This window comes from Wolbachia endosymbiont (group A) of Opomyza germinationis (assembly GCF_964264765.1).
GTDB classification, from domain to species: domain Bacteria; phylum Pseudomonadota; class Alphaproteobacteria; order Rickettsiales; family Anaplasmataceae; genus Wolbachia; species Wolbachia pipientis.
Map to the genome: position 1 here is coordinate 880,754 of NZ_OZ183482.1, position 26,138 is coordinate 906,891.

Here is a 26,138-nt window from a genome sequence, read left to right on the forward strand (position 1 = left end):
GACGAGGTTATCGTCATACCGCCGCGAACCGTCATACCGCGATTCATTCGCGGTATCTCTAGATCCCGCTAACAAGCAGCGGGATGACAACAATCCTACGTCATGCCGCGGTATCTCTTAGCCGCTAACACGTAGCGGGATGACGATTGTCAGGCCAGCGCCCCTATAATGTCATCCGAGTAGCCGACACTGGGATCCAGATTGGATACTGAGTTGGTGAGTATAAAAGTATAGCTTCTACGTCATACCGCCGCGAACCGTCATACCGTGATTTATTCACGGTATCTCACATAGATCCCGCTAACAAGCAGCGGGATGACAGCAATCCTACGTCATGCCGCGGTATCTCTTAGCCGCTAACACGTAGCGGGATGACGATTGTCAGGGTGTCATTCCAGCGCGTGAAGGTGGAATCTAGTTTCACTTTATTATGGTGTCATCCGAGTAGCCGACACTGGGATCCAGATTGGATACTGAGTTGGTGAGTATAAAAGTATAGCTTCTACGTCATACCGCCGCGAACCGTCATACCGTGATTTATTCACGGTATCTCACATAGATCCCGCTAACAAGCAGCGGGATGACAACAATCCTACATCATGCCGCGGTATCTCTTAGCCGCTAACAAGCAGCGGGATGACGAATTACTTAACCATCATCTACACCGTCATACCGCGATTCATTCGCGGTATCTCTTAACATAGATCCCCTACTATACCTTAACATAGATCCCGCTAACAAGCAGCGGGATGACGAGCTTATCGTCACGCCGCCGCGAACCGTCATACCGCGATTCATTCGCGGTATCTCAAAGCATAGATCCCGCTAACACGTAGCGGGATGACGATTGTCGGTGAACTTAAGTTACTTTAGCCATAAATATTTAAGAAATTTACCAAACGAAAAAAAGGCAAAAGAAGCCCCGAGTAGCGAGTTTTGACTCTATATTACTGTAAGTGGCGCTGTAATAATGTGCTGACGCTTAGTTTAAGCGCGGTTTGGCTGAATGTAGAAAAAATTTAAAAGACATGCAGCCGCTATAATTTTATGTAATCCGCCAAAAAATACCCTGAGTTTTTTACTGAATTTTGTCATTGAGCCTGCAGGTCAAAAACAAGTTTTGAGTTATAAATACCCTTAATACTATAATAAGGGCGCTGGAGGAGTTTGTCAAGGAAGTTTTTTCGTTTCTATGAGCTACTTGGATGACGAGAAAGGAGCACTTACATATTTATGGCAACCTCATTACCTACGCTCAAAAAGTTTTTCAATATCACTGAGTTTCATTTCTATATAAGTTGGTCTTCCGTGGTTGCATTGCCCGGAATATGGGGTTTTTTCCATTTGTCTAAGCAGCACATTCATTTCTTCTAATCTCATTTTTCTACCCGCTCTAATTGATCCATAACAAGCGATAGTGGCCAATATTTTGTTCACTTTATCTTCTACTGGCAATGTATCTTCTATTTCCGTTAATCTATCGACTATATTAATTAGCATCTCTTTCACATCTATTGCTCCCAAAATTGCAGGGATTTCTTTTACTATCACTTTATTTTCTGGTTTGATCTCAATATCAAAACCCATTTCAAATAACTTATCTTTATAGATTTCAATCATCTCCATTCCGGCTTGATTTTTGATTTCAACCGTTTCAGGAAGAAGTAGTTTTTGTCTTTTTACACTTGATTTTTGTTTTAAGCATTCATATACTAGCCTTTCGTGGGCTGCATGCTGGTCGACTATAATCAATTTGTCTCTTACCTCGGCAATAATGTAAGTATTATAGACCTGACAGCGTGCAAACCCGAGCGGGTGGCTCTCTATCAAATCAACTTGCTCTAACACCTTTTTTTCTAGAACCATAGTCTCCGCTTGTGATGGAAATTTCTGTATGCCGGTATAATCAAACGATTTTGACTGTTCTGATAAGCCTTTTGCTTTTTCATTTGGAGAAGCAAATTCTTTTATTAGTTGATTTTTAAAAGGACTTGGTCTTTTTTCATAAAATTCTTTTTGAACATTAGGTTTATCAAAAGGATCCGGCAATGTTGAATCCATTTTCTGGTCATGCGCTGGAAAAGTGCCTATCCTTCTTGACAATGCTTTAATTAATCCTCTTGTCATTATCTCATATATGAGCTTCTTATTCTGAAACCTTACTTCTGACTTATTTGGATGCACATTTACATCTACTTGATCATAAGGTATCTCTAAATGTAACGCTGCAAAAGGATACCTATCGCTTGGAATAAAATCATGATATGCATACCTAACTGCGCCAATAAGTAAATTATCTTTAATTGGCCTTCCATTAACAAACGTATAGATCTGAGTGGACTTACCACGATTGACGGTCGGCTTACAGATGTGTCCCGTAAGTTTAATGCCGTCTTCTTCTTCATTGATCTCCAAAGAATTGCCCTGAAATTCTTCTTCTACTTCACACAATCTATGAAATAACGAAGTCTGCTTAGCGTATTTTAAGAGCTTTTTATTACCTGAAGTGAGAGTAAACCCTATATGATAGTTAATCATTGCTAGGTTGTTTACAATATCAACAATGCTTTGAGTTTCTGCTCTTTCAGTTTTTAGAAATTTTAGTCTATTTGGAGTGGCAAAAAATAAATCTCGTACTTCAATATGTGTGCCTTGTGATAAAGAGTAAGGAGTTTGCTCCCCTATTTTCTCTCCACCCTCATAACTTATAGACCATGCTTCATTTGCTTCTCTTGCCTTAGACGATAATTTTATCCTACTTACTGCTGCTATTGAAGGCAGAGCTTCTCCTCTAAAGCCAAGATGCTTGATTTCTATCAACTCATTGTCGCTCAATTTTGAAGTAGCATGGCGCATAAACGCAAGTTCTAAATCGTTTTTTTCTACTCCGTTACCATCATCTGTCACAATAATAAGGTTACGCCCACCACTTTCTATTTTAATCTCTATTTCTAAACTTCCAGCATCTATTGCATTTTCCACTAATTCCTTTACTACACTTGCTGGCCTTTCTATCACCTCCCCCGCTGCTATACGGTTTATGGTTTTTGTGTCTAAAAGAATTATTGCCATAGATTTATTATGAAACTGGTTTTTCTTTTACTTCTTTGGTCTGCTTCTCTCTCCACTTTTTTAACCTACCTGCAATTTCACTGTTAGAAATTGACAATATAGATACGGCGGTAATGGCAGCATTATGTGCTCCATTTTCCCCTATAGACATGGTTGCAACTGGAACACCCTTTGGCATTTGAACTATAGAGAGTAGGCTGTCCAGCCCATTTAATTGTTTACTATGCACAGGAACGCCGATAACTGGTAAACAAGTTAGTGACGCAACCATACCAGGTAAATGAGCTGCACCTCCTGCACCAGCTATAATAACCTTAAAACCTTCTTCTTGTGCAGATTTAGCAAAATTGAAGAGCCTTTCTGGTGTTCTATGTGCAGATATTATGAATATATCATGTGAAACTTCTAATGCTTTTAACATATCAACAGTATGGACCATAGTGGTGTAATCTGACTCACTTCCCATAATAACAGCAACATCTTTTTTTATTTTTGTCATATTCAACACAATTTTACTTACTAACTAAATAATGTTCCAGCTAAAAAGCAACAAATATTTAAATTATATTATAAATATAATATATAGAATTCTCGTTAAAATAGAAATTTTAAAAATTTAAATAAATATTTATATTAAGATATAGAGATATAAACTTCTTATGTAAGATAAATTTATAAAATAATTATTTTTGTATTTCAAGCTTTGTAATCTTAGCTTGTTCTTTCTATAAATGGTTTTTTCAGATAGACTGATGGTAAAATGGTAATTTAAAATTACTAGAAATTTGATAAAAATATTAATATATAATCAACTTAAAGTTTTAAATATTGATATCATATAATTATTGACAAGTTACATGATATTAATATCTTGGTATATTAAATATTATGTTATAATATTTAATAAAGTTAATTGATATGTGAGTGTAAGAATTATGGAAATAATATCGTTAAATAACTTAGACAGTGCAGGAATAAAAACAAAGTTGCTTTATATAATAAATAAAATTATAGAAAAAAATGCTTGGACTCAGGCTTTTGCAGCTGAGAAACTTGGTATTGATCAGCCAAAGGTATCGCAAATTAAAAATGGTAAAATAGATGGTTTTTCTTTAGAGCGATTGTTAGGATTTCTAAAAAAACTTGATCATGAGATAACAATCACGATGACAGAAAGCCAAGAAATAAAATCTGAGGCAGAAAAAGTAAAACATGAAGTTGAATCGCAATAGATACAAAGTTGACAACTTGTTTTTTGTGATATAGTATAAAACTTATTAAGGTAGTATCTTATGGCTGAGTCTATTGTAGAAAAGTGTATAGAACGGGTAAGTAACCGTTTCAAATTGGTTCTGTTGGCAAGTCAAAGAACACATGATTTAAATACAGGGGCAAGTAATCCAATTCAAGCAGCTAAGTTTAAAGGTCATAAAAATACCATAGTTTCCTTACATGAAATAGCAGGAAAACAGGTGGATAATCATGAGCTGTTTAGCCTTTTGGTAGGTAGATGCAAGGAATACATGAAAGGAAATATGAATAATGTTTACAGCAGTAATACAAGTAAGCTAGCGAATTTATTAAATTTTTCTGATAACACAGATCTTGATGCAAGTCAAGAAAGCCAAGATTATGAAGTGGATGGTGAAATAGATGATGAAATAAATGATCAAGATGGCGATGAAGAAGTATCCGTTTAGAAATCTACTGAAGTCACATAGTCTTTAAATGATTTGCATTGCTATCTATACACTGTTGTTCTGTATGAGTGTAATGTTGTGTTGCATAGTGTCTAAGTCAAATGATGTGTACAATAAGGTTTTAGCGTTCAATAATTTCTCAACGCAAGTAGTTGTACTTATAACAGCAATATCAATCATTCTGAATAATTTTTTTTTAATTGATATAGCATTGTTGTATGCTAGCGTTAGCTTTATATCAACTATAGCACTAATGAGATTAATGTTGTTTTGATAATTTATGATAGGATCCATTTTCATATTTTTAGGTATTTGTTTGATAATTATTTCAAATATAGGGGTGATCAGATTTCCTGATTTCTATACTAGGTTACATGCAGCAGGTATTACAGATTCTAGCGGTGCAACGTTATTGTTAATTGGTTTTGCTTTGCAGAATGGATTTTCAATCAATACTGTTAAAATAGTATTATTAATTTTTATAATATGGGTAGCTAACTCAACTAATAGCTATATTTTAGCGCGCACTCATTATAAAGTTAAGAAAAAAACTGTTAAAGAAGGCTAAGGTGTTAGAAATATTAAATGTAGTGTTACTTTTGTTGTTACTAACAGTTACGGTTTTTATAGTTTTCTCGCGACATTTAGTCGTAAGTGCTGTTCTAATGTGTGTATTTAGTTCACTGATTGCGCTTATATACTTAATTATGAATGCACCTGATGTTGCAATTACTGAAGCTTCTGTTGGTGCGGGGCTCAGTACAGTTTTTACGTTTGCAGCACTCTCCTTGATAAAGAATCATAAAGTAAATCTATCTCATAACCCTATAACGCTTTTTTTTATGTTATTTCTGGCTGTATGTTTGTCATATTTTATGATTCAATTGCCAGATTTTGGCAGCCACAATGCTCCGATCCACTTGCATGTTGCTCCTTATTATGTGGAAAATACCGAAAAAGCTACCGGTATTCCTAATATAGTGACAGCTATTTTGGCAAGCTTTCGTGGTTATGACACGTTTGGAGAAACTATAGTAGTTTTTACTGCTGCGCTTTGTATAACGTTGATATTAAAAGAAGAAAAAGAAAATGATTAAAGATCCGATATTAAATGCAGTAACATTTTTGATGATACCTTTTATCATTTTATTTGGTTTATACATACAATTTCACGGTGATTACACTCCGGGTGGAGGTTTTCAAGCAGGAATAATTATTGCCTCCGGGATAATATTATATTCAATGCTATTTGGTGTATCTACAACTCTAAAAGCAATACCTTATTCTGTGATTAGATTGACTAACGTGTTAGGTATTTTAATTTATGGAGGAACGGGCGTTGCAACAACTTTACTTGGCCAAAATTTTTTATCTTATGATATCTTGTTAACCAATAATAGAACCGGTCAAAAATTAGGTATTTTTTTGGTGGAATTAGGTGTAGCATTTACTGTCTGCTCCTCTATGTTAATTATATATATAAATTTTGCTCGTAGGAAAAAACAATGACTTTATATAATTATACGATTATTATTGTATTAATGGTGCTAGGTTTATATATTATTATAAACGATAAAAATTTAATCAAGAAAATGATAGGGGTAAGCGTCTTCCAAGCATCTGTTTTGTTATTTTACATATCTCTAGGATATATAAAAAGTTCCTTGCCTCCTATATTGGTTTCAAATTTTTATTCATATAGCAATCCTATACCCCATGTTTTAATGCTTACTGCTATAGTGGTTGGAATTGCAACATTTTCAGTTGGATTATCCATAGCAGTAAAAATGGAAGAAAAGTATGGAACAATTGATTAAGACAAGTGTACATAAATTAACAGTATCTTAAACTATATGAAGTAACAAATAGCCACAAGTTAAAAGTAAAATTATAGACTTGCTCGTTGTAAGTTTGTTTGTTAATAAGAAATAAAATTATAAACTATAAAGGTAATGATGTCAACTATTAATGATGCAGAAGATAAGAAAAAAATTATCAAAGATCTGGTAACTAAGAGTATAAAAAAGGGTGGTTTTATCACCTTTGATGATATAAATGATAAATTATCAGATGAAAATTTTTCGTCTGACTTTATAGATGATGCTATATCTTTATTGCAGGATTCCGGAATTAATGTGCTTGAAAGTAGCGAAGATGAAGAAGATATTCCTTCCAACAGTGATGATAGTAAACTTGATGATGATGACACATCGCCAAATGTTACTGCAACTTTAGTACAAAATGATGATCCAGTGAGGATTTATTTACAAGACATGAGCTCCGTAAAGCTTTTATCAAGGGCAGATGAAATCGAGATAGCAAAAAAAATTGAATCTGAAAAGCATAACATGTTACGTGCAATAATTGAAACATCAGTAACATTAAAGGTGATAAAAGTATGGCGTGATGATTTAAGTAATGGAGCTCTCTTACTGAGAGAAATTATAGATCTGGATGCAATTTATAACTCTGATTTTAATGTGGTACCCAAAGAAGAAAGTGAAGAGAGTGAAGAAAGTGCTGAAGATGTTGAGGATTCTGAGGATGTTTCTGAAGATGCTGAGTACTGTAGTGATGATGAGAAAGATAGTAAAAAAAGTGATGATGAGAAAGACGGTAATAATGAAGATATAAGTTCAGTCAATTTAAATGTTTCTATTCTTGAAATGGAAAGTGACTTATTGCCAAAGGTCATAGTTGCATTGGATGAGATAATTACTTTAACAAATGAAGCGTTGATATTAAGAAAAAATTCTAAAAATTTCTCTAATGAGCTAGAAAATTTGTATAATCAAATATGGTCTATAGCATTACAAATTAAGTTAAGTGATGCTGCTGTTGCCAGAATTACACAAGAACTTTATAAGATAAATAGATCCATTACGCTTGAAGAGGCTAATCTTATTGCTGAGGCTAGAAAATACGATATCGATAGAGAAAGTTTCTATAAAGTTTATGATGACGTGCTTTTAAAGCACGAATTGAAAAAGATAAGTCTTTTAAAGATCAATGAAAATCAGTCCTCTTTTACAGGTGAATTAAAAAACAAATTTTTAAGGTTTATAGACGATAACTCTGAACATATAGCTAGTACCTTGAACGGTATTAAGCAGCATATACAGGAAGATAACGTACAAGAATTTAAGGAGCTAATCAAGAGAATACAAAAACACGAACGAGAAGTCTCTGAAGCAAAGCAAGAAATGATTAAGGCTAACTTAAGGCTAGTAGTTTCCATTGCTAAGAAGTATTCAAAAAGAGGCCTTGATCTGCTTGATTTGATACAAGAAGGCAATATTGGTCTTATGAAGGCCGTGGATAAGTTTGATTACAAACGTGGATATAAATTTTCAACTTATGGCACTTGGTGGGTAAGACAATCAATCACTAGAGCAATACCTGAGCAGTCTAAAGTAGTTAGAATACCAGTTCATATGGTGGAAATTATCAGTAAAATCAACAGAGCATTAAGAAAGATGACTCATGAGATGGGAAGAGAGCCGACGTTAGAGGAATTGAGTGTAGAACTGACAATGCCACTGGAAAGAATACGCAAAGTTATGAAAATAGCAAGGGATCCAGTAAGTCTTGAAGCTCCAACAGGAAAAGATGATAGTAGTACCTTTGGTGATTGTATAGAAGACAAGCGAGTCTCCAGGCCAGAGGATGCTGCAATACTTGCTGACTTGCGTGGCATTACAACCAATGTTCTTGCAACTTTAACACCAAAGGAAGAAAGAATTTTAAGAATGCGTTTTGGCCTTGGTAAAGATGGGAAGGAACATACCTTAGAAGAAGTAGGAAAAATTTTTAATGTAACACGTGAGAGAATTAGGCAAATAGAGGCAAAAGCACTGCGCAAGTTGAAACATCCAAGCCGTGCTAGAAAACTTAGAGGGTTCTTTTAAGTATACGTGTCAAGTTAAGAAGAAGCTGATTTTGCCCGGAAAAAGTGGAGAGCAAGTTAGGCCAAAGTTGTATAATTTCACCGCTATTTTTCTTTTTCTATGAATCTAATGAAACAACATGCTAATCTACGGTAAATATTATGACAAACAAAAATGACAATTCTAATTCAAAGTATAGAAATTTTTATGTTCTGGGTGATAGCTTATCCGATAATGGCGCAATCATTGGAATTTTAAATAATTTATCCTTTGCAAAAAGCGTAAAATTTGATGATCCTTTTTATCAAGGAAGATCTTTTAGCAATGGCCCTACTGCTGTTGAATATATAGCAAAATATTTAGATTTAGATGAATTTAAACCTGGGTGGAGTTATTCATTTTTTGGGAGATGCCACGAACAGCAAGGTCAGAATTACGCAGTTTCATATGCAACAGCATCTGAAATTTTTGACCCTATTTTTTCTTATTTCTTCAATAAATTTCGTTTAGCTAACCAGCTAGATGCGGTAATTAAACATCATCCAGATATAGGTAAAGAAGATTTATTTTGCATCATAATCGGCGGAAATGATGTTATGGTTGCCACTGCTTATGACGATACTAAAGCGGAAGAAGTGTTGGAACAAGCAGTGAGTGAAATATGTAATGCACTTAAGGTTCTAAATGAACATGGTGTTAAGCATGTAGTTGTTGCAAATGCACCTGAAGTTGGCTCAATACCAGCTTTTAATAGAGATGAAGAAGCAAGGGAACTAGCTACAAAGCTCACGGAGAGTTTCAATGCAAAACTGGCTAAAGGCTTAGATTATATGAAGAAAAGTACAAATCTTGAAATAAAAGCATTTGATCTTAACTCTAAAATGAGAAGTATGTTTAGCGAATACAAGAGCAAAGGTTTAAATTGTCAAGATGCATGCACATCGAACATTGCAGACCAAGTTGGGAGATTTAAAGAAAATATAAAAATACTCTTAAAGTTGATATTTAAAGGGGAACTTGACGTTCACTATAACCCTGGGTGTAGCAAAGAAACACTAAAGGATTATTTCTTTTTTGATTATTTCCATCCAACTGCGGAACTTCATCATGAAGTTGGTAATGAAGTGTATGAGTTGATTTGACACAGTTTTTTGAACATATCCTTTTAAATAGTAACCAGACTGCATTCTGTGATTTTTAGCAAAACACGATCTTTCATTTGAGCTTTCTTCAATTTAAAATAAATACAGAAAATTGCTGCCTATAGCTAAACTGACTTAGATTTACCGATAATTTGAAAAACCGTCATCCCGCTACTATATAGTTATTGATATATATTTTCTTTTAAGCTCTTGGTTTTGATCGATAAATGTAATCATTTCATCTTCTAAAGTTTTAATTTGATTACGTAAAATTGCAAGAAGTTCCTCTATTTGTTTGATTATAGATGTATCAGTTACCTGTTGGATTTGGGTTTTTTGTATTTTTGCTATTTCTACAAGTTGGTTTCTACGAGATAATTTTTGTTTCAAGCAATCAATATTACCATTACTAACTGTTAAAGGAGTAACACGCATATCTGTATTATTAATATAACGTGAGATGATACTGCAGTCTATTTTATCAGTTTTTGTAGTAATACCAAGGCTTTTAGCATAGTCTCTCCCACCTTGGTTGAATGACGTACACCTCAAAACCATTGCTTAGTAAAGTATAGGCACATAATTTTTCGTATCCACCAGTTGCCTCAAGACCAATTTTGGTTACATTATGCAAACGTAAAAAGTCCAGCATTTCATCAATGGATTGTACATTGTTTTCAAATATTTTATAATGCTCAAGTGGGTGAATGTGGAGATCTAATTTACTTTTGCTAACATCAATGCCAGCAATAATGTTTGATGAATTCATAATTCCTCCGTAATAATAACATATACTGCATTTTCCAGCCTTATATACGAGCCTAAAAGCTCAATCAGTTGTTCGGAACTTTCAGTATAATAAACCAGAGAAGAGAACCTTGCTGAACAACGATTCTTATAATCAAGGGGCGTGACGATTCCTCTTCTCTGTGTGTCTTTAATCTCACTACTTTGATATTTATAAAGACTTGTTCTTAACATATAAGGGAAGTGTCCTCTAGGTGAGATTGTGGAGCATTCGTTGCAGCATTTGGCTGTTCAATTACGCTAGTTGATTCTTTAGGTATACTATTTCCTTCAAAATTTCCATCTTTTTATTATGTTCTCTTTAGCATTTTGAGAGTGAATTATTCTAGTTTTGATATTTAAACGTTTTGTATCTGCTGTAATGATTTCACTTCCAGTTTGCTATTCTTTACATATTGAATTGCAAGCACTAACGCTTTACTTCCGGAAGCTGTGGTGCTGTAAGCTATATTTTGCAAAATAGCAGTTCTCCTGATATCTTTGCTGTCTGAGACTGACTTTACACCTTTTGAAGTATTAATCACTAGATTTATTTTTCCATCTTTGAGCATATCAACTATGTGGGGTCTGCCTTCTCTTACTTTATTTACAGCTTGTGCAGCAATGCCGTTATTGTTCAGATACGAAGCTGTGCCTTTGGTGGCATATATTTCAAAACTCAGTTCTTTCAACATTCGTGCAACTGGCAATATATACTTTTTATCATCATCTTTTACTGAAACCAGAGCTGTTCCTTCTGTTGGTAACTTGTATCCTGCAGCCATGTGCGTTTTTGCAAGTGCAGCTTCAAATGATGAGTCAATTCCCATCACTTCTCCTGTTGATTTCATTTCAGGACCAAGTAAAGTATCAACTCCTGCAAAGCGGGTAAATGGAAAAACAGCAGCTTTAACTGCAAAATGATTGAAAGGCTTGTTTTCCTGATTCAATTTTTTACCCAAAATAACCTGAGTGGCAAGCTTTGCAATAGGAATATTGATTACCTTGGAAATAAAAGGAACGGTTCGACTAGCCCTTAAATTCACTTCAAGTATGTATACATCACTAGACCTCTTGCATAACTCGATTTCTGAAGGCAATTTTGTCGTCAAAGCTTGTCTGCGCTCCTCAAATACATTCGAGTATTCTGTGGTGCTCATCTGCACTTTTCCTAAAGATTTCTCATCACAAACAGGTTCTGCAAGAGGTCTATTCTCTTGAACAGCAAACTGAATGTTTATCAGACCTTTCACTTTTAATGCTAATGCTATTCTCTCAGTTTGGAGCTCGATCTCTTTTATTACTTCGTCACTCAATGTATTTGTCGGTATTGAGCATGTTGAATCACCAGAGTGGATACCAGCTTCTTCAATATGCTCCATGACCGCTGCAATGAAAACTTTTTCCCCATCACATACAGCATCAACGTCAACCTCAACTGCATTGACTAAAAATTTATCAAGAAGCAGCGAACCATGCTCAAAGATTTTAGTTTGATCTAAGACGTACTCTTTAAAGCTCTGAGTATCGTGTCTAATCGACATAGACTGACCGCCGAGGACATATGATGGCCTGACTACTAGTGGAAACCCCACCTTTTCTGCGTTGGTTAACGCTTCTTCTACTGAATGGCAGATAGAATTTTCAGGTTGTTTTAAATTAAGTTGCAAAGCAAGGTTTTTAAACCTCATGCGATCTTCTGCAAGGTCAATAGAATCAAACGAAGTTCCCAGAATTTTGAAACCTCTCTCGTTAAGCACTTTGGCTAACTTTAAAGGTGTTTGACCGCCTATTTGAACTATTACACCAACCAGTGTGCCATTTTCTTGCTCTTTACTTAGTATTTCAAGCACATCCTCTGCAATGAGTGGTGCAAAATATAAACGATCAGCGGTATCGTAGTCAGTTGAGACAGTTTCGGGATTACAGTTGATCATTATTGTTTCATACCCCATTTCTTTGGCGGCAGAAGCTGCATGTACGCATGCATAATCAAACTCAATACCTTGACCAATGCGATTTGGACCACTTCCTAAAATGACAACCTTTTCTCGGTCAGAAATATTCGCCTCACATTCCGTTTTATTTTCAACATCACCCTCATAGCAGCCATACATATAAGCAGTGCTCGATTCAAATTCAGCTGCACAGGTGTCTACGCGTTTATAAACTTGTTTAATGCCAAATTTTTTTCTTATTTCTTCGATTTGTTTTACTCGATCTCCAGCGTGTAACGCTGGCTGGATCCCAGTGTCACGCACTGGGATGACATTAGAGGGTACTGGAATGACAGAGGTAGGTCTATTACTTAACTTTGCTAATCTTGCATCTGAAAATCCCATTTTTTTCAGCTCTAACATTTCGTACGCAGTTCCAGGAAATCCATTTTCCTTGATTTTTTGTTCAGTTAATATAATTTGCTGTATATTTTGCAGAAACCATAAGTCATATCCTGTAATCGAATTTATTTCTTCTATGCTAATTCCGTGGCGCATTGCGTCAGCAGCAATCAGTAATCTGTTTGGTAGCAATTTTGCTAATTGAGATTTTATGTGATCAATATCAATGTTCTCAGGAAATACTTCATCAAGTCCTGTAAAATCAGTTTCAAGTGAACGGAAAGCTTTCTGTAGTGACTCATTAAAAGTGCGGCCTATAGACATCACTTCTCCCACTGATTTCATGGAGGTTGATAATTCACAATTCGTCCCCTTAAATTTCTCAAACTCAAATCGAGGAATTTTAGTGACGATATAATCAATCACTGGTTCGAATGCTGCTGGTATTATTGGAGCACAGTCGTTACGTATTTCGTCGAGCGAATAGCCAATAGCAAGTTTAGTTACAACTTTTGCAATAGGATAGCCTGTTGCTTTCGAAGCAAGTGCAGAAGAGCGAGAAACCCTTGGATTCATCTCAATCACAACGAGGCTTCCATCTTCTTTAGGATTCACTGCAAATTGAACATTTGCACCACCGGCACTAACATCAATTTCTCTCAGCACTGCTATAGATGCATTTCTCATCTGTTGGTATTCTACGTCACGCAGAGTCAAAGCAGGAGCAACCGTAATACTATCTCCGGTGTGCACTCCCATCGGATCAACATTTTCTATCGAACAGACTATTATGCAGTTATCTTTACAATCGCGGATAACTTCCATTTCATACTCTTTCCAGCCGATAATTGATTCATCTATCTGAACTTCATTTATTGGCGAAATTTTGAGAGCACTTTCTGCGATATTGAAAAACTCCTCTTTATTATATGCTATGCCACTACCTGCACCACCAAGAGTGAATGATGAACGAATGATTGCTGGTAATCCAACGTAATCCAAAGCCTTTTTTATTTGTTCTTGATTTTTTATAATGATACTTTTGGGGTATTTCAGTCCTATTCTATCCATGGACTGACGGAATAACTCTCTATCCTCTGCTTTTTTTATTGCTTCTCTATTTACCCCTATTAATTCTACGTTGTATTTGTCTAACACTCCATCATCTGCAAGTTTTATTGCACAATTGAGCGCTGTTTGCCCGCCCATTGTTGGCAATATTGCGTCTGGCCTCTCCTTAATTATAATTTTCTCTATGATTTCAGGCAGTACCGGCTCAATATACGTCGCATCAGAAAACTCAGGATCTGTCATTATAGTTGCGGGGTTGGAGTTAACCAAAATGACTTTATAACCTTCGCTTTTTAATACTTTACAGCTTTGCGTTCCGGAATAATCAAACTCGCATGCCTGACCTATAACTATTGGGCCTGCTCCTATTACTAATATAGATTCTATATCTGTGCGTTTCGGCATAATTACAATAACGGTCTCTATTCAAGTAATGTTACCAATCTTTCCTGTATATGTGAATTTTTATTAAACCTATTAGCTAATTACTTTTAGGCTTGACGCATAACTGTACGAACATTGCAATTTGCGTGGCAGATTCCAGTGCTTGACACACAGCTGTACAAACATTCATTTTTGAAGGTAAATTGCACAGCAAATGATGTCATTCAAGTAGCTGACACTGGTTCCTTTATGACGGCAGTGCCCAGAGGTGTCATCCCAGTCTGGGATCCAGAAAACTTAACTTTAAATAAGTGGCTGCATAATAAAGACTAGATTCCAGACTGGAATGACACCATAGAGGCACTGGGATGACATCCTTCCTAGTGGAGATTACTCTCAAATCACAATGTTCATACAATTGTGGGCTTAACGGTATCTTTGCAGATACTATGGTAATTTATTCGGGAGATTTGCTGAGCGGTAAGATTTTTCCTGATATGCTGCAGTCTTCAGAAGCTAATTCCACAAATTTATCTGTTAGTTTATCAGGTGACACCAATTCAGATCCAGGAAATGCCTGCTCACTACCCACAGGTCCTTCCGTGTATACAGCATTTACACATAATTTTGTATGTTTTGTCTCAGATGCATATATCTGCACCATTATTTCTAGTGCAACTTTACTTGCAGCATACGGCATCCAATATGGATAAGAGGAAGGAGAAAGTGTCACTTCTGAGGTCATGAATATCGCTCTTCCAGCATTAGACTTTTTTAGCATTGGATCTAAGTTTTTTAGTAAGTACCAATTGGCAGTAAAATTTGTATTCATTACGTTCTGTAGCTCTTCAATCTCACAGTCATGAATGGGGTTCAGTTTGCCTAAAATTCCAGCACACGCAACTAATATATCAAGTGCTCCAGATTCTGATAATTTCAGGCTTTCTATCATGTTTGTCAGTATCTTTACATTCTCAAAGTCTAAAAGATCAAGCTGAATTAGTTTCACAGAGCCTTCTTTAAATTCTTCAAGCTCTTCAATTTCATTATATAGTGGCTTGAGATTATCAAGAGATCTTGAAATCAGAATCACACATGCACCTTCTCTTATAAACCTTTTTGCAACAGCAGAGCCTACTCCACCTGAAGCTCCGGTGATTAAAGCTACTTTACCTTCTAACTTACCCATTTCTTTCTCCTTAGCGAGATTCATTGAAATATTTTAGCTGAAAATTGAATTTTGCTCCATATATAAAAATCAAACTTAGCATATAAAAAAATAGTAATGACACTACCACACCACCTAAACTTCCATATATCAAATCCAGTTGGTCAAAGGAAGCTTTTAAGTATTGCTTAAAAGCTGAAGCAGAAATCGTCCAAAGAATAACAGCTACACAAGATCCAGGAAATACGTCTGATAAATTTTGTTTTATGTTTGGCAACATAAAATATAGCCAAGAGACTACTGTGAAAAGTACAAATTCAATAAGTAAATACCTAGTATAACTTAGTCCCTGATAGGAAAAATCAATTAGCATTGGTACTAGTGTAGAAAACACTATAGTTAGAGTTATAATAAGCGTGATTACTAAAAATTGTAATATACTTAGTACTCTTCTTAATATATAAGGCGGCGAAACCGGAACTTTATAGGCCTTATTGAGTATTGTTCTAAGCCCTTCAATTGTCGATGAAGCGGTCCAAACAGCACCTACAATTGCTAAAGTTAGTAAGCTTTGCGGCGGGCCTGATATTATCTCCCTAATACGCGGCATCAAAGATGATAAAATATCCTGTGGCATGTTATCAATGATAAATACCCAGCCAATGTTGTACTGGTCTAAAAAATTTGCAAATGTTGACGCCACAGCCATTAAAACGATGAGAAAAGGAAATATTGATAACAGAATTAAAAATGATAAATACCCTGCATGCTCCACTCCATCATTATAAATTGTGTCAATCAAAGCACGATAAAGACAATAAACGATGCTGTAAAATTTCTGTGGCACTGTAATATAAACGAACCAAGAAAAGTATTCTAAATGAAATAAAGGATACTTTTAAGCAAAAAAATCCTCACCATTTACTTAAATTTAATCAAAATGGTAGATAATCCAGCATTAAATAGAAATTATCGGAGGCATAATGAAAAATTTTCTTCTACTTGTGGCATTAATTCTCTCCTTTGCATTTGATGCAAATGCTCCTCCTACTACTTTTGTTGATACAAATGATACAACATCATCGGTGATATGCAAGATAATAGGCTATACTCATGGCATAGGTGGACCAATGATCACAATAGTGATAATAGGTGCAGCGTTGCTTGCAATATTCGGCAGAATGCCGTGGCCAGCGCTTTTTGCACTCGGTGCATTTACTGCTGTGTTTTTTGGCGCTCCTGTAGTCGTTTCAAAAATAACACCAGGAGGTGTGATTTGTCAAAACGGTGCAGTAGCGAATAAGCCATAGAAATTATTGGAGGCATAATGAAAAATTTTCTTCTACTAGTGGCGTTAATTCTCTTCTTTGCATTTGATAATGCTTTTGCTAGCAGTGTTACTGATGACGCAACGTCAAATACAATATGCAAAATAGTAGGCTATACTCACGGCATAGGTGGACCGATGATCACAATAGTAATAATTGGTGCAGCATTGCTTGCAATATTTGGCAGAATGCCGTGGCCAGCGCTTTTTGCACTCGGTGCATTTACTGCTGTGTTTTTTGGTGCGCCTGTAGTTGTTTCAAAAATAGTACCAGGCGGTGTGATTTGTAAAAATGGTGCAACTGCTTGCCCTGATGGTAAAGTATGGAATGCAACAACAAATACATGCAACTAGGCACTAAAATTTCAGAAAAACATTAGCTAAATGGTGCTCCTTAAAGGAGCACCATTATTCCACAATTGTATAAATGTTGTCCAAGTGAATAACACTGAGATCCGGGAATTTTTATAAACTGATAGGATGACAAATTTACTAGAACCCTCACCATTTACTTAAATTTAATCAAAGCGATAGATAATCAAACATGAAACAGAAATTATAGGAGGCGTAATGAAAAATTTTCTTCTACTTGTGGCGTTAATTCTCTCCTTTGCGTTTGATGCAAATGCTAATACTAGTGGTGGCACCACCAACACCGTTTTTGTTGATGAAAGTGATATAACATCATCAGTGATATGCAAGATAATAGGCTATACTCACGGCATAGGTGGGCCGATGATCACAATAGTGATAATAGGTGCAGCTTTGCTTGCGATATTTGGCAGAATGCCATGGCCAGCGCTTTTTGCACTCGGTGCATTTACTGCTGTGTTTTTTGGCGCTCCTGTAGTCGTTTCAAAAATAACACCAGGAGGTGTGATTTGTGAAGACGGTGCAGTAGTGAATAATCCATAGAAATTATAGAAGGCGTAAACGTAGTTTTCTTTACTTGAAAGTGGTAAGTTTTACCACTTTCAGTGTCTATAACTACCTAATAAATTCTCTTTCTGTAATCATATCAGTTAAAGTCTGGATTCCAGCGCCACGCGCTAGAATGACAAGGCTGATCGTCATGTCACCGCGAACCGTCATACCGCGATTCATTCGCGGTATCTCAGCCGCTAACAAGTAGCGGGATGACGGTTGTCGTTTAGTCATAAATATTTAAGAAATTTACCAAACGAAAAAAAAGGCAAAAGAAGCCCTGGTCATTGTCTATTTTCAGTATTGGCGTTTTTTAAGTCTTAAACACTGCAATTTAGCTGCTTTTGAATGCAACTCACCTTAGTTTGAATGTTTAAGAAATTTACTAAGCAGAAAAAAAGGCAAAAGAAACCCCGTGTTAGCTAGTTGTCACTCTCTAATCCTGCAAAATCGGCGTACTATACTGTCTTAAACGACTTATAAGCGCGTTTCAGCTTATATAGGTAAAAACCCAGAAATGTTGTGAAGACATAAGGTGCACATAGTGCAAAAAATTAAAAATAAGACGCCAACTACGTTGTTTTCTTGCTGTTTAATCTGCACAGATGAAGATAACTGAATACCTTCAGTATCATGATAAGGGGGCTGGCGAGGTTTGTCAAGGAAGTTTTGCATTTAATTCATTTGATAATTCAAAAAACTTGAAAGAATAAAGATAGCTATTGAAATTATCTTGATTTACATCAGTTATCCAAGTTTGACATTGAATACTTAACACTTCCTCCATTAACGCCTTTCTGTAATGTTTATCCAGATGAGACATTATATCATCAAGTAGAAGAAGTGGTGCCTTATTGTAATGAATACACCTTGCTTTTACACTGGATAAAATAATAGAAAGCAGTAATAACTTTTGTTCTCCAGTGGAGCACAGATTTATTGGTACGTTTCTTTTTTGACAAAAAACCCGAAAATTATCGTTATGCACACCAAAGGTTACTCTACCAGTCAATGAATCTTTTTCTCTGTTTTCCTTTAGACGATTCTGAAAATATTCTGCAGTATCGTCCAAAGTTAGCTGGCTGCTGAATTTCAAACTTGCCTTCGGAAAAAACTCACTGGAATGGTTATCAATTGTGTCTTGTAGTGTCTTTAAAACAGACGATCGCATACGTAAAATACTAACTGCATTAACGGCCATTATGTTTTCAAGACTAGAGAGCCAATTTTCGTCCAAGGTGTTCTCTCTCAACAGTTTACTTCGCTCACGTTTAGCTTTTCTGTGTTTCATGTAGCAGCAAGTGTAATTTTCCTCAAACAGTGAGACTATACGGTCTAAAAATTTTAATCTGTCACTTGGAGAATTAAGAAGAACATAGTCCATTTGTGGAATCAGCCATATTACATTGGATATCTTATACAAAGATGAATAACTCGATTGCGTTTTTCCATCAATTTGTATTAGTTTCTTATCAAAACTCTTTGCGATACCAATTGAATTAAAATCCATTCCATTAAAAAAATCATAGTGCACTACCCAATCTTCATTACTGAATCTATTTTGTATCTCACTGGCTTTTGCTTTTTTCATTCCATTGCTTTTAGCAAGCAACGAGATTGCTTCAAGTATATTAGTTTTACCAATACCGTTTTTGCCAGTTATTACAACTGAGCTATCATCTGAATCCAGTTCAAAGTTTGAGTGGCTACGAAAATTATGTAATTTCAGCTTTTTTATGTAGCAATGGGTAGCCATTAACCTATTCTTTAGTTTATATTCTCTTTACTTCTTCCAGAACCTCATCAACATGTCCACTAACTTTTACATTTTTCCAGATCTTCACTATTTTACCTTTTTTATCTATTAAAAAAGTAGTGCGTTCTATTCCCATATACTTTTTGCCAAACATACTTTTCTCTACCCAAACACCATATTTTCCCAACATTTCAGCATTCTCATCAGAAACTAAAGAAAACGGCAGAGAATATTTTGCTTTGAAGTTAGTGTGACACTTAACACTATCTTTTGATACACCAATTATCACTGTGTCAAGGAAAGAAAAATCATCTATTTTATCTCTAAAGCCTTTTGCCTCCATTGTACAACCCGGAGTATCGTCTTTAGGATAAAAATAAAGAACTACATTTTTTTTATCAAAAAATTCACTCAGTGATAAATTTTCACCAGAATCTGCTGGCAAGCTAAAATCGGGTGCATTATTTCCTACTGCTAATTCCATACCTTGCTCCATTAATAACACTTCCATCTATAGTAGTATATTGTAGTCAGAGTATCAAATTTTATATATAGCTAACAGATAAGATTCTTGATGGGGGCTTATTGATGAATTTCTGCCTACCTTCTCGGCTTGCCGCTCTTGATAAAGTGTGGTTTTCGTCTGATGTAAGGCCATATCAAATAGATCCTATTAAAAATCAATCGAATCTTCACATGTTTGTTCTTCATAAAAGAAGTTCAATGTTATCGTAGTACCAAGTTTTGCTTCACTTTTAATGTCAAAAGTTCCACCCATTAACTCTACTAATTTCTTGCTTAGCGGCAATCCGATGCCCGTACCTTCGTTTCTATACCCCGAATCTGCTTGGCCAAAAACAGACATAACTTTATATATGTCCTGCTGCATTATTCCTATTCCATTGTCATGAAACTCAATAGTTAATAAGTTTTTTTCTATATTTTCTTTTATCACCATTCTTATTAAACCATCTTTGGGAGTAAACTTGATTGAGTTTGATAATAAATTTATTATAACTTGTTTCATTCTCTTGGGATCTGCAATGACTAATAATTGTTTATTAGTCATCTCTTTTTTTAAATTAATCCCGGCTTCTTTTAATTTAGGCAATAGCATATTTACACATGAATCTATTATTTTGTTCAGGTTAAACTTCACTTTTTCTACTGTTAAACTACTTGATTCAGCTTTTGAAAAATCTAACACATCATTAATTAAGGCAAGTAAGTGTGTCCCTGCATTATATATATCGTCTGCATACTCCTTGTATTGAGAGTTATCCATTGAACCTAAAGTTTCATTTTTGATCAACTCTGCAAATCCAATAATAGCATTAAGAGGTGTGCGTAATTCATGTGTAACGCTTGCAAAAAACTTTAGCTTGTTTGCATTTTCTTGCTCTAATGTCTCTTTTATCTGCTGTAATTCAATGTTAGTTTTATGTTGCTTGGCTAGCATTTGGGTATTAGAAAAGTGCAAATAGAACATTATTAATATTAAGATTATTAATAATAGGCCCAAAAATGTTAAAAACAGGCCATATGCTATAACATAAGAATTATTGTAGTTTCGAAGAATCTTCAAAAAAAACGACGGTTTAACGCTATTTTCATGGAATATAGGGAAAATAGAAGTTAATGTATTTCCTGTAGTATAAAATATTTCTTGGTTACTTAATAGTTTATCAATTTCATCGTTTGTAAGTAACTGTTCATAATCATAATCTTGAGTGTTAAAATTACTGAATATTATTCTGCCGTTTTGATCATACAGTATTAAGCTGAAATCCTTTACTTTGCTCACTGATTGTAATAATTCAGCACGTAGTTTTACTAGTTGGTTTATGTAGTCAAAATTTTTGTATTTAATGTGATGCTTTTCTATTAGTAAATAATGGTATTTTTTTATTATGCCATTTTCCAGTACGCTTTTTAAGTTTACACTTGAATCACGGTAAGAAGAAAGGAAATTACTCCTTAGTAAATGATTACAATATATCACACTGAATAAAATCATAAAGATCGATGAGAGTAATACAATAACTTTTGTGTATTTGTTTTTCTTCAACGCAGAAAACATCAATTTACCTAGCTTATACATATCCTTCTTATTGTGAAACAACGGTTTTTATGTTATTAATAATAAAATTTAGCATATAATATTTTATGACAATTTCTCCTATTTTGCCAGTTTATTCTCCTGTTAATATAAATTTTTCTCATGGCAAAGGTATCTACCTATATGATGTTGATGGTGAGCGCTACGTAGATTTTCACTCCGGAATAGCCGTTAGTAGCTTAGGTCACACTAATTCGCGATTAATTAGTGCTCTTAAATTGCAAGGAGAAAAATTATGGCATATATCAAATACCTATAATATACCTGCTGCCAATAATTTTGCAGAAAAATTAATAAACAATAGTTTCGCTGACACTGTATTTTTCTCAAATTCTGGATCAGAGGCAGTAGAATGTGGACTTAAGATTGCTAGGATCTATCAAAATGGAAAAGGCAATAAAAATCGTCACAGAATTTTAACATTTCATGGTGCATTTCATGGAAGAACCTTTTTAACTTGTGCTACAAACGATAAACAGAAATTTTCTGAATTACTAAATCCCTACATTGATTGGTGTGATAACATCGAGCCCAATATTGAGAGCGTAAAGAAAGCAATTTCAAGTGGTATAGGCGTTATATTAATAGAACCAATACAAGGGCAAGGTGGTATCAAAGTAATGAATGAAGTCTTTATGAAAGAACTAAGAAGGCTGTGTGATGAAAATGACATATTGTTATTTTTTGATTGCGTACAATGCGGTGCTGGTAGGACAGGAAAATTATTCGCATACGAACATATAGGAGTGGAACCTGATATATGTGCTCTTGCAAAGGGAATAGGCGGGGGGTTTCCGCTGGGGGCTTGTCTTGCAACTGAAAATGCTGCTAAATATATGGCGGTCGGTATGCACGGTTCCACTTTTGGTGGCAATCCGCTTGCAACCTCAGTAGGTAATGCTGTGCTCGAAGAATTGCTCAGCCCCGGCTTTTTGAAAAATGTTGAAATTAGAGGTAAATACTTAAAAAATAAACTAGAAGACTTAGCAAGTAAATTTCCAATAATAGAGGAAGTAAGAGGGAAAGGGTTAATGCTTGGAATAAAAGTGAAAGCAGACAATCAAAAGTTTGCAGAAGAGTTAAGTCATCGCGGCTTGCTTACTGTTGGGGTAACATCAGATAACGTTGTGAGAATTTTACCTCCACTCATTATCACTGAAAAAGAGATTGATGAAGGCATCGAGATTTTGACTCAATATTTATCTGAGAAATCTTCTGATTAGATACTTGCATTAATATGAACGACAATCTGGTATGCTTAGGAATTATTACCTCTCCTCACGGAATTAAAGGAGCTGTTAAAGTAAAAACCTTTACTGAAAAGCCTGAAAATATCTCCTTATATGGTAAGCTAATAAGTGGTGATGAGAATTATAAAATAGACTCAGTATCCGTCATAGGTGATAATTTAGTAATAGCTACAATAAGCGGAGTAAATTCCCGTAATGAAGCAGAGCTTTTAAGGAATAAGAAGCTATATATAGAAAGAAGCAAGTTACCAGAGCTAAATGATGAGGATGAATTTTACCAAAGTGACCTTGTAGATATGGAAGTAAGGCTGAAAAGTAATGAATTATATGGCTATGTAAAATCTGTGTATAATTTCGGCTCAGGGGATATATTAGAAATTTTAGTTATCAGCACAAAAAAACGTATTATGCTGTCTTTCACTAAAGAGATATTTCCACATATAAATATAAAGGGGAGGTATATAGTATTAAATATACCAGAATTTATTGACTAATAAAGACTTTGATATTTATATAAAGCTATTTATAATTATAAGATCAAATTGAAAATGTAATTATGGCAGAAAGAGCTAACGATATCAGACCAGGTCAGGTGTTGGAACATAACGGCGGATTATTTTTGGTTGTAGGTATTATGCATACTCAACCTGGTAAAGGTGGTGCATACATACAAGCCGAAATGAAAAACATCAAAACCGGAGCAAAACACTATGAAAGATTTCGTTCTGATGCAACAATCAGAAGGGCAATTTTAGATGAAGAGGAATATGTTTACCTTTTCACTGAAGGAAACATTGTAAATCTTATGCATCCAAGTAATTACGAGCAAATCACTATAAATTTGGACTTATTGGGAGAAAAAAAAATTTATTTACAGGATAACATGAAAATTAAAGTTGTAGCTTATCAAGACAAAATAATTTCTGCGCATGTGCCTGATTATGTTACACTTGCTGTGAAAGAAACAGAGTCTGTTATTAAAGGACAAACTGCTACTGCTTCTTATAAGCCTGCAATTTTGGAAAACGGAATGCGCGTTAACGTGCCTCAATTTATAAAAGAAGAGGATAAAATTGTAGTATATACTCCAGGTGACAGCTATTATGAAAGAGTGAAAGAGTAAAAGGAAGAATGTCCCTCTCATCACCACGAATTAATGTGATGCTTGATTCTGTGCGTAATGCTTCCAAGCAGCTTATGCGCGATTTTAATGAATTGCAAATTTCTAATGTTAAATCAGCAGACTTTATTAATAAAACTTATTCAAAATCCAAGCAAACCATATACGATTGCTTGCACGACTACAAACGAGACTATGGTTTTATTTTTGAAGATGATACTGATCAAGAAGTAAAAGATAACACTTATACCTGGTTTATTATGCCTATAGAGGGCAGGGAGAACTTTTCTAGTTGCATGGTTTATTTTGCAGTATCAGTCTGTCTCATTCATAAAAATAAAGTTGTGGCAGCTGTAATTGATGCTCCGGCTCTTAGAGAAACTTTTTGGGCAGAAGAAAAGAAAGGTGCTTTTCTTGAGGATTTTAGATCTCGTCATGTAAAAATGCGAGTGAAAAGCCGTGAAGGGGGTCTAATAGATGTAAGTGGTAATTTGTTAAATAAATTGCTGCCTGGCAATAGTAATGTACGCTCCATAGGTTCAACAATTTTAGGCTTTGCATACCTTGCGGCAGGAAGGCACAGTGGAATAATTTACTCTGGAGTTAACAAATATAAAGCCTTGCTCGGTAGACTTTTTCTGCAAGAAAGCGGTGGAAGGCTAACGGAAGACAACGGGCTAATCATTGCTGGAGATATAAAACTATAGCTAAAGTAATTTATGTTTACCTACAATTTGATAAGCGTAAAACTCGTCATTCCGCTACTTGTTAGCGGAATTCATGCTGAGATACCGCGAATAAATCGCGGTATGACGTAGGGCTGTACTAGCTATAGCATAAACAGGCTACAGAGATAGACAACTTTTCGAAAACTTTTACAAGAGATTCTGTTAAATGCTCTATCATTTCATCGGTATGATAAGGTGTAGGGGTAATACGGAAACGCTCAGTTCCTCTTGGAACTGTCGGGTAATTTATATGTTGAACATATATTCCATACTCATCAAATAATAATTTTGATGCTTTTTTGGATAACTCTGAGTTGCCAATTATTATTGGAATTATATGAGTTTCTGTTGGAATGAAGTTAATTCCTGCATTTCTCAGTGAGTTTTTTACTTTTTCAACGACTTGCTTTTGCTTTTCCCTTTCAATGTTGCTCGATTTTAGGTGCTCAACGCTTGCCTTTGCTGCCGCTGCTAAAACAGGCGACATAGCAGTGGTAAAAATAAATCCTGGAGCGGAACTTCTTATTACATCTACCAAGCTCTTTGAAGACGCTATATACCCACCCATCACTCCAAAAGCCTTTGATAGTGTACCTTGAATAACGGTTATTCTATCCATCAGACCTTCTCTTTCTGCAATTCCGCCACCATGTGAACCATACATGCCAACTGCGTGCACCTCATCCAAATAGGTAATTGCATTATGTTGATCTGCCAGGTCGCATATTTCTTTAAGCGGAGCTACATCACCATCCATTGAATATACGGATTCAAGTGCTATTATTTTTGGTGTCTTTTTGTCTATAGACTTGAGTAACTGCTCTAGATGATTAACATCATTGTGTTTAAATATATGTTTTGGCCTTTTTCCTGATTTTATGCCTTCTATCATCGAAGAATGGTTCTTCTCGTCTGAAAAAATTACTACGCCCGGAATAACAGACGATAAAGTGCTAAGTGTTGTCTGGTTAGCGAGGTAGCCACAAGCAAAAGTTAAAGCAGCCTCTTTTTTATGCAAACAAGCTAAGGATTTTTCAAGTTCAACAACCTCTTTTGTTGTACCAGATATATTTCTTGTTCCTCCAGCACCAACAGATGAATTTTGGATAGCGGCAATTACACTCTCATTTTGTGACATTCCCAAATAGTTATTACTGCACCAGACTATTACTTCCCTATTTCTTTCATAGTCCATAATGTGGGGGAGCCTACCTGGTAATGACGCAAAGTGCGTAAATTCACGGTAGCGCCCCTCATCTTTTATATCTTTTATTTTATTCAAGAATATTTCTTCGTAGTTTACCAAGTCCTTATTTACCGATAATTAACATAATTATAATAAATTATTAAATGGTAAACTACTAT

Annotated in this window: 29 protein-coding genes; 17 read left to right on the plus strand and 12 right to left on the minus strand. The window is 35.2% G+C overall.

The annotated features are described in order from the left end of the window. Positions 1 to 1,245: 1,245 nt before the first annotated feature. On the minus strand, positions 1,246 to 3,072 hold the full coding sequence (gene mutL, locus ACFEL3_RS04315) for a DNA mismatch repair endonuclease MutL (protein ID WP_138265030.1): 1,827 nt from the start codon (positions 3,070 to 3,072) through the stop codon (positions 1,246 to 1,248). Positions 3,073 to 3,079: 7 nt separating this feature from the next. After that, complete coding sequence (purE, locus tag ACFEL3_RS04320) at positions 3,080 to 3,571, minus strand: 5-(carboxyamino)imidazole ribonucleotide mutase (protein ID WP_179943748.1); 492 nt, start codon at positions 3,569 to 3,571, stop codon at positions 3,080 to 3,082. 436 nt (positions 3,572 to 4,007) lie between these two features. Here purE and ACFEL3_RS04325 point away from each other — a divergent pair, with 436 nt between their 5' ends. From ACFEL3_RS04325 to ACFEL3_RS04365, 9 genes are all read left to right on the plus strand, one after another. Continuing rightward, positions 4,008 to 4,304: a helix-turn-helix domain-containing protein gene (locus ACFEL3_RS04325; RefSeq protein WP_010081926.1), complete on the plus strand. Its 297-nt coding sequence runs from the start codon at positions 4,008 to 4,010 to the stop codon at positions 4,302 to 4,304. Positions 4,305 to 4,364: 60 nt separating this feature from the next. After that, complete coding sequence (rpoZ, locus tag ACFEL3_RS04330) at positions 4,365 to 4,772, plus strand: DNA-directed RNA polymerase subunit omega (RefSeq protein ID WP_375316749.1); 408 nt, start codon at positions 4,365 to 4,367, stop codon at positions 4,770 to 4,772. A gap of 28 nt (positions 4,773 to 4,800) precedes the next feature. Then, a complete protein-coding gene (locus ACFEL3_RS04335) occupies positions 4,801 to 5,046 on the plus strand; it encodes a monovalent cation/H+ antiporter complex subunit F (RefSeq protein ID WP_007548527.1) in 246 nt (81 codons plus the stop codon). A 6-nt stretch (positions 5,047 to 5,052) separates the two neighbouring features. Beyond that, entirely contained in the window at positions 5,053 to 5,340 is a 288-nt protein-coding gene (gene mnhG, locus ACFEL3_RS04340) for a monovalent cation/H(+) antiporter subunit G (RefSeq protein ID WP_006279703.1), read from the plus strand. 1 nt (position 5,341) lies between these two features. Next, entirely contained in the window at positions 5,342 to 5,869 is a 528-nt protein-coding gene (locus tag ACFEL3_RS04345; protein ID WP_015589497.1) for a DUF4040 domain-containing protein, read from the plus strand. Then, positions 5,862 to 6,281, plus strand: coding sequence for a Na(+)/H(+) antiporter subunit B (locus tag ACFEL3_RS04350; RefSeq protein WP_006279705.1), 420 nt, complete (start codon positions 5,862 to 5,864; stop codon positions 6,279 to 6,281). The genes ACFEL3_RS04345 and ACFEL3_RS04350 overlap by 8 nt, the downstream gene beginning before the upstream one ends. Beyond that, entirely contained in the window at positions 6,278 to 6,589 is a 312-nt protein-coding gene (locus ACFEL3_RS04355) for a cation:proton antiporter subunit C (protein WP_006279706.1), read from the plus strand. Before ACFEL3_RS04350 ends, ACFEL3_RS04355 begins: the two co-directional genes overlap by 4 nt. Positions 6,590 to 6,727: 138 nt before the next feature. Then, the gene (gene rpoD / locus ACFEL3_RS04360) at positions 6,728 to 8,680 is read left to right on the plus strand and encodes an RNA polymerase sigma factor RpoD (protein WP_012673419.1); all 1,953 of its coding nucleotides are present in this window, start codon (positions 6,728 to 6,730) and stop codon (positions 8,678 to 8,680) included. Positions 8,681 to 8,820: 140 nt separating this feature from the next. Further along, positions 8,821 to 9,801, plus strand: coding sequence for an SGNH/GDSL hydrolase family protein (locus tag ACFEL3_RS04365; protein WP_010082050.1), 981 nt, complete (start codon positions 8,821 to 8,823; stop codon positions 9,799 to 9,801). A gap of 174 nt (positions 9,802 to 9,975) precedes the next feature. On the opposite strand, the gene ACFEL3_RS04370 is transcribed toward ACFEL3_RS04365, so the two are convergent. The 4 genes from ACFEL3_RS04370 to carB all read right to left on the minus strand — a co-directional run bounded on the left by ACFEL3_RS04370 (position 9,976) and on the right by carB (position 14,402). After that, on the minus strand, positions 9,976 to 10,359 hold the full coding sequence (locus ACFEL3_RS04370) for a hypothetical protein (RefSeq protein WP_227738615.1): 384 nt from the start codon (positions 10,357 to 10,359) through the stop codon (positions 9,976 to 9,978). Further along, a complete protein-coding gene (locus ACFEL3_RS04375) occupies positions 10,310 to 10,570 on the minus strand; it encodes an IS110 family transposase (RefSeq protein ID WP_010082049.1) in 261 nt (86 codons plus the stop codon). The genes ACFEL3_RS04370 and ACFEL3_RS04375 overlap by 50 nt, the downstream gene beginning before the upstream one ends. After that, positions 10,567 to 10,782 (minus strand): hypothetical protein, encoded by a 216-nt coding sequence (locus ACFEL3_RS04380; RefSeq protein WP_080717592.1) that lies wholly within the window; start codon positions 10,780 to 10,782, stop codon positions 10,567 to 10,569. The genes ACFEL3_RS04375 and ACFEL3_RS04380 overlap by 4 nt, the downstream gene beginning before the upstream one ends. Positions 10,783 to 10,946: 164 nt before the next feature. After that, positions 10,947 to 14,402: a carbamoyl-phosphate synthase large subunit gene (carB, locus tag ACFEL3_RS04385; RefSeq protein ID WP_138265033.1), complete on the minus strand. Its 3,456-nt coding sequence runs from the start codon at positions 14,400 to 14,402 to the stop codon at positions 10,947 to 10,949. 171 nt (positions 14,403 to 14,573) lie between these two features. Between carB and ACFEL3_RS04390 the strand changes: the two genes are divergently transcribed. Then, positions 14,574 to 14,714 (plus strand): hypothetical protein, encoded by a 141-nt coding sequence (locus ACFEL3_RS04390; RefSeq protein ID WP_186799898.1) that lies wholly within the window; start codon positions 14,574 to 14,576, stop codon positions 14,712 to 14,714. A 124-nt stretch (positions 14,715 to 14,838) separates the two neighbouring features. Here ACFEL3_RS04390 and ACFEL3_RS04395 read toward each other — a convergent pair whose 3' ends face one another. Together ACFEL3_RS04395 and ACFEL3_RS04400 are read right to left on the minus strand one after the other, a co-directional pair. Then, positions 14,839 to 15,594: an SDR family oxidoreductase gene (locus tag ACFEL3_RS04395; protein ID WP_022626173.1), complete on the minus strand. Its 756-nt coding sequence runs from the start codon at positions 15,592 to 15,594 to the stop codon at positions 14,839 to 14,841. Continuing rightward, entirely contained in the window at positions 15,581 to 16,396 is an 816-nt protein-coding gene (locus ACFEL3_RS04400; RefSeq protein ID WP_095742838.1) for a YihY/virulence factor BrkB family protein, read from the minus strand. Before ACFEL3_RS04400 ends, ACFEL3_RS04395 begins: the two co-directional genes overlap by 14 nt. A gap of 136 nt (positions 16,397 to 16,532) precedes the next feature. On the opposite strand from ACFEL3_RS04400, the gene ACFEL3_RS04405 reads away from it, so the two are divergent. The 3 genes from ACFEL3_RS04405 (at position 16,533) to ACFEL3_RS04415 (ending at position 17,791) form a co-directional block, all read left to right on the plus strand. Beyond that, complete coding sequence (locus ACFEL3_RS04405; RefSeq protein ID WP_010081966.1) at positions 16,533 to 16,859, plus strand: TrbC/VirB2 family protein; 327 nt, start codon at positions 16,533 to 16,535, stop codon at positions 16,857 to 16,859. Positions 16,860 to 16,876: 17 nt separating this feature from the next. Continuing rightward, positions 16,877 to 17,230 (plus strand): TrbC/VirB2 family protein, encoded by a 354-nt coding sequence (locus ACFEL3_RS04410; protein ID WP_010081965.1) that lies wholly within the window; start codon positions 16,877 to 16,879, stop codon positions 17,228 to 17,230. A gap of 216 nt (positions 17,231 to 17,446) precedes the next feature. Next, on the plus strand, positions 17,447 to 17,791 hold the full coding sequence (locus ACFEL3_RS04415) for a TrbC/VirB2 family protein (protein WP_038198436.1): 345 nt from the start codon (positions 17,447 to 17,449) through the stop codon (positions 17,789 to 17,791). A gap of 667 nt (positions 17,792 to 18,458) precedes the next feature. On the opposite strand, the gene recF is transcribed toward ACFEL3_RS04415, so the two are convergent. The 3 genes from recF to ACFEL3_RS04430 form a co-directional block, all read right to left on the minus strand. Next, positions 18,459 to 19,556: a DNA replication/repair protein RecF gene (gene recF / locus ACFEL3_RS04420; RefSeq protein ID WP_138264925.1), complete on the minus strand. Its 1,098-nt coding sequence runs from the start codon at positions 19,554 to 19,556 to the stop codon at positions 18,459 to 18,461. A 16-nt stretch (positions 19,557 to 19,572) separates the two neighbouring features. Then, the gene (gene bcp, locus ACFEL3_RS04425) at positions 19,573 to 20,040 is read right to left on the minus strand and encodes a thioredoxin-dependent thiol peroxidase (protein WP_010963157.1); all 468 of its coding nucleotides are present in this window, start codon (positions 20,038 to 20,040) and stop codon (positions 19,573 to 19,575) included. Between the two features lie 189 nt (positions 20,041 to 20,229). Then, complete coding sequence (locus tag ACFEL3_RS04430) at positions 20,230 to 21,657, minus strand: sensor histidine kinase (protein ID WP_038198431.1); 1,428 nt, start codon at positions 21,655 to 21,657, stop codon at positions 20,230 to 20,232. Between the two features lie 65 nt (positions 21,658 to 21,722). On the opposite strand from ACFEL3_RS04430, the gene ACFEL3_RS04435 reads away from it, so the two are divergent. From ACFEL3_RS04435 to ACFEL3_RS04450, 4 genes are all read left to right on the plus strand, one after another. Then, on the plus strand, positions 21,723 to 22,898 hold the full coding sequence (locus tag ACFEL3_RS04435; protein ID WP_010963155.1) for an aspartate aminotransferase family protein: 1,176 nt from the start codon (positions 21,723 to 21,725) through the stop codon (positions 22,896 to 22,898). A 14-nt stretch (positions 22,899 to 22,912) separates the two neighbouring features. Further along, positions 22,913 to 23,419, plus strand: a complete 507-nt coding sequence (gene rimM / locus ACFEL3_RS04440) for a ribosome maturation factor RimM (RefSeq protein WP_006279718.1) — start codon at positions 22,913 to 22,915, stop codon at positions 23,417 to 23,419. Positions 23,420 to 23,481: 62 nt separating this feature from the next. Continuing rightward, positions 23,482 to 24,048, plus strand: a complete 567-nt coding sequence (gene efp, locus ACFEL3_RS04445; RefSeq protein WP_006279719.1) for an elongation factor P — start codon at positions 23,482 to 23,484, stop codon at positions 24,046 to 24,048. A gap of 8 nt (positions 24,049 to 24,056) precedes the next feature. Continuing rightward, positions 24,057 to 24,752: an inositol monophosphatase family protein gene (locus ACFEL3_RS04450; protein ID WP_006279720.1), complete on the plus strand. Its 696-nt coding sequence runs from the start codon at positions 24,057 to 24,059 to the stop codon at positions 24,750 to 24,752. Between the two features lie 118 nt (positions 24,753 to 24,870). On the opposite strand, the gene hemA is transcribed toward ACFEL3_RS04450, so the two are convergent. Next, the gene (gene hemA, locus ACFEL3_RS04455) at positions 24,871 to 26,079 is read right to left on the minus strand and encodes a 5-aminolevulinate synthase (RefSeq protein WP_006279721.1); all 1,209 of its coding nucleotides are present in this window, start codon (positions 26,077 to 26,079) and stop codon (positions 24,871 to 24,873) included. Between the last annotated feature and the right edge of the window lie 59 nt (positions 26,080 to 26,138).

Excerpts from the sequence above, each read along its gene's own strand:
- mutL (WP_138265030.1), bottom strand. The coding sequence starts at position 3,072 with ATGGCAATAATTCTTTTAGACACAAAAACCATAAACCGTATAGCAGCG.
- purE (WP_179943748.1), bottom strand. The coding sequence starts at position 3,571 with ATGACAAAAATAAAAAAAGATGTTGCTGTTATTATGGGAAGTGAGTCA.
- ACFEL3_RS04325 (WP_010081926.1), top strand. The coding sequence starts at position 4,008 with ATGGAAATAATATCGTTAAATAACTTAGACAGTGCAGGAATAAAAACA.
- rpoZ (WP_375316749.1), top strand. The coding sequence starts at position 4,365 with ATGGCTGAGTCTATTGTAGAAAAGTGTATAGAACGGGTAAGTAACCGT.
- ACFEL3_RS04335 (WP_007548527.1), top strand. The coding sequence starts at position 4,801 with ATGATTTGCATTGCTATCTATACACTGTTGTTCTGTATGAGTGTAATG.
- mnhG (WP_006279703.1), top strand. The coding sequence starts at position 5,053 with ATGATAGGATCCATTTTCATATTTTTAGGTATTTGTTTGATAATTATT.
- ACFEL3_RS04350 (WP_006279705.1), top strand. The coding sequence starts at position 5,862 with ATGATTAAAGATCCGATATTAAATGCAGTAACATTTTTGATGATACCT.
- ACFEL3_RS04355 (WP_006279706.1), top strand. The coding sequence starts at position 6,278 with ATGACTTTATATAATTATACGATTATTATTGTATTAATGGTGCTAGGT.
- rpoD (WP_012673419.1), top strand. The coding sequence starts at position 6,728 with ATGTCAACTATTAATGATGCAGAAGATAAGAAAAAAATTATCAAAGAT.
- ACFEL3_RS04365 (WP_010082050.1), top strand. The coding sequence starts at position 8,821 with ATGACAAACAAAAATGACAATTCTAATTCAAAGTATAGAAATTTTTAT.
- ACFEL3_RS04370 (WP_227738615.1), bottom strand. The coding sequence starts at position 10,359 with ATGGTTTTGAGGTGTACGTCATTCAACCAAGGTGGGAGAGACTATGCT.
- ACFEL3_RS04375 (WP_010082049.1), bottom strand. The coding sequence starts at position 10,570 with ATGAATTCATCAAACATTATTGCTGGCATTGATGTTAGCAAAAGTAAA.
- ACFEL3_RS04380 (WP_080717592.1), bottom strand. The coding sequence starts at position 10,782 with ATGTTAAGAACAAGTCTTTATAAATATCAAAGTAGTGAGATTAAAGAC.
- carB (WP_138265033.1), bottom strand. The coding sequence starts at position 14,402 with ATGCCGAAACGCACAGATATAGAATCTATATTAGTAATAGGAGCAGGC.
- ACFEL3_RS04395 (WP_022626173.1), bottom strand. The coding sequence starts at position 15,594 with ATGAATCTCGCTAAGGAGAAAGAAATGGGTAAGTTAGAAGGTAAAGTA.
- ACFEL3_RS04405 (WP_010081966.1), top strand. The coding sequence starts at position 16,533 with ATGAAAAATTTTCTTCTACTTGTGGCATTAATTCTCTCCTTTGCATTT.
- ACFEL3_RS04410 (WP_010081965.1), top strand. The coding sequence starts at position 16,877 with ATGAAAAATTTTCTTCTACTAGTGGCGTTAATTCTCTTCTTTGCATTT.
- ACFEL3_RS04415 (WP_038198436.1), top strand. The coding sequence starts at position 17,447 with ATGAAAAATTTTCTTCTACTTGTGGCGTTAATTCTCTCCTTTGCGTTT.
- recF (WP_138264925.1), bottom strand. The coding sequence starts at position 19,556 with ATGGCTACCCATTGCTACATAAAAAAGCTGAAATTACATAATTTTCGT.
- bcp (WP_010963157.1), bottom strand. The coding sequence starts at position 20,040 with ATGGAATTAGCAGTAGGAAATAATGCACCCGATTTTAGCTTGCCAGCA.
- ACFEL3_RS04430 (WP_038198431.1), bottom strand. The coding sequence starts at position 21,657 with ATGTATAAGCTAGGTAAATTGATGTTTTCTGCGTTGAAGAAAAACAAA.
- ACFEL3_RS04435 (WP_010963155.1), top strand. The coding sequence starts at position 21,723 with ATGACAATTTCTCCTATTTTGCCAGTTTATTCTCCTGTTAATATAAAT.
- rimM (WP_006279718.1), top strand. The coding sequence starts at position 22,913 with ATGAACGACAATCTGGTATGCTTAGGAATTATTACCTCTCCTCACGGA.
- efp (WP_006279719.1), top strand. The coding sequence starts at position 23,482 with ATGGCAGAAAGAGCTAACGATATCAGACCAGGTCAGGTGTTGGAACAT.
- ACFEL3_RS04450 (WP_006279720.1), top strand. The coding sequence starts at position 24,057 with ATGTCCCTCTCATCACCACGAATTAATGTGATGCTTGATTCTGTGCGT.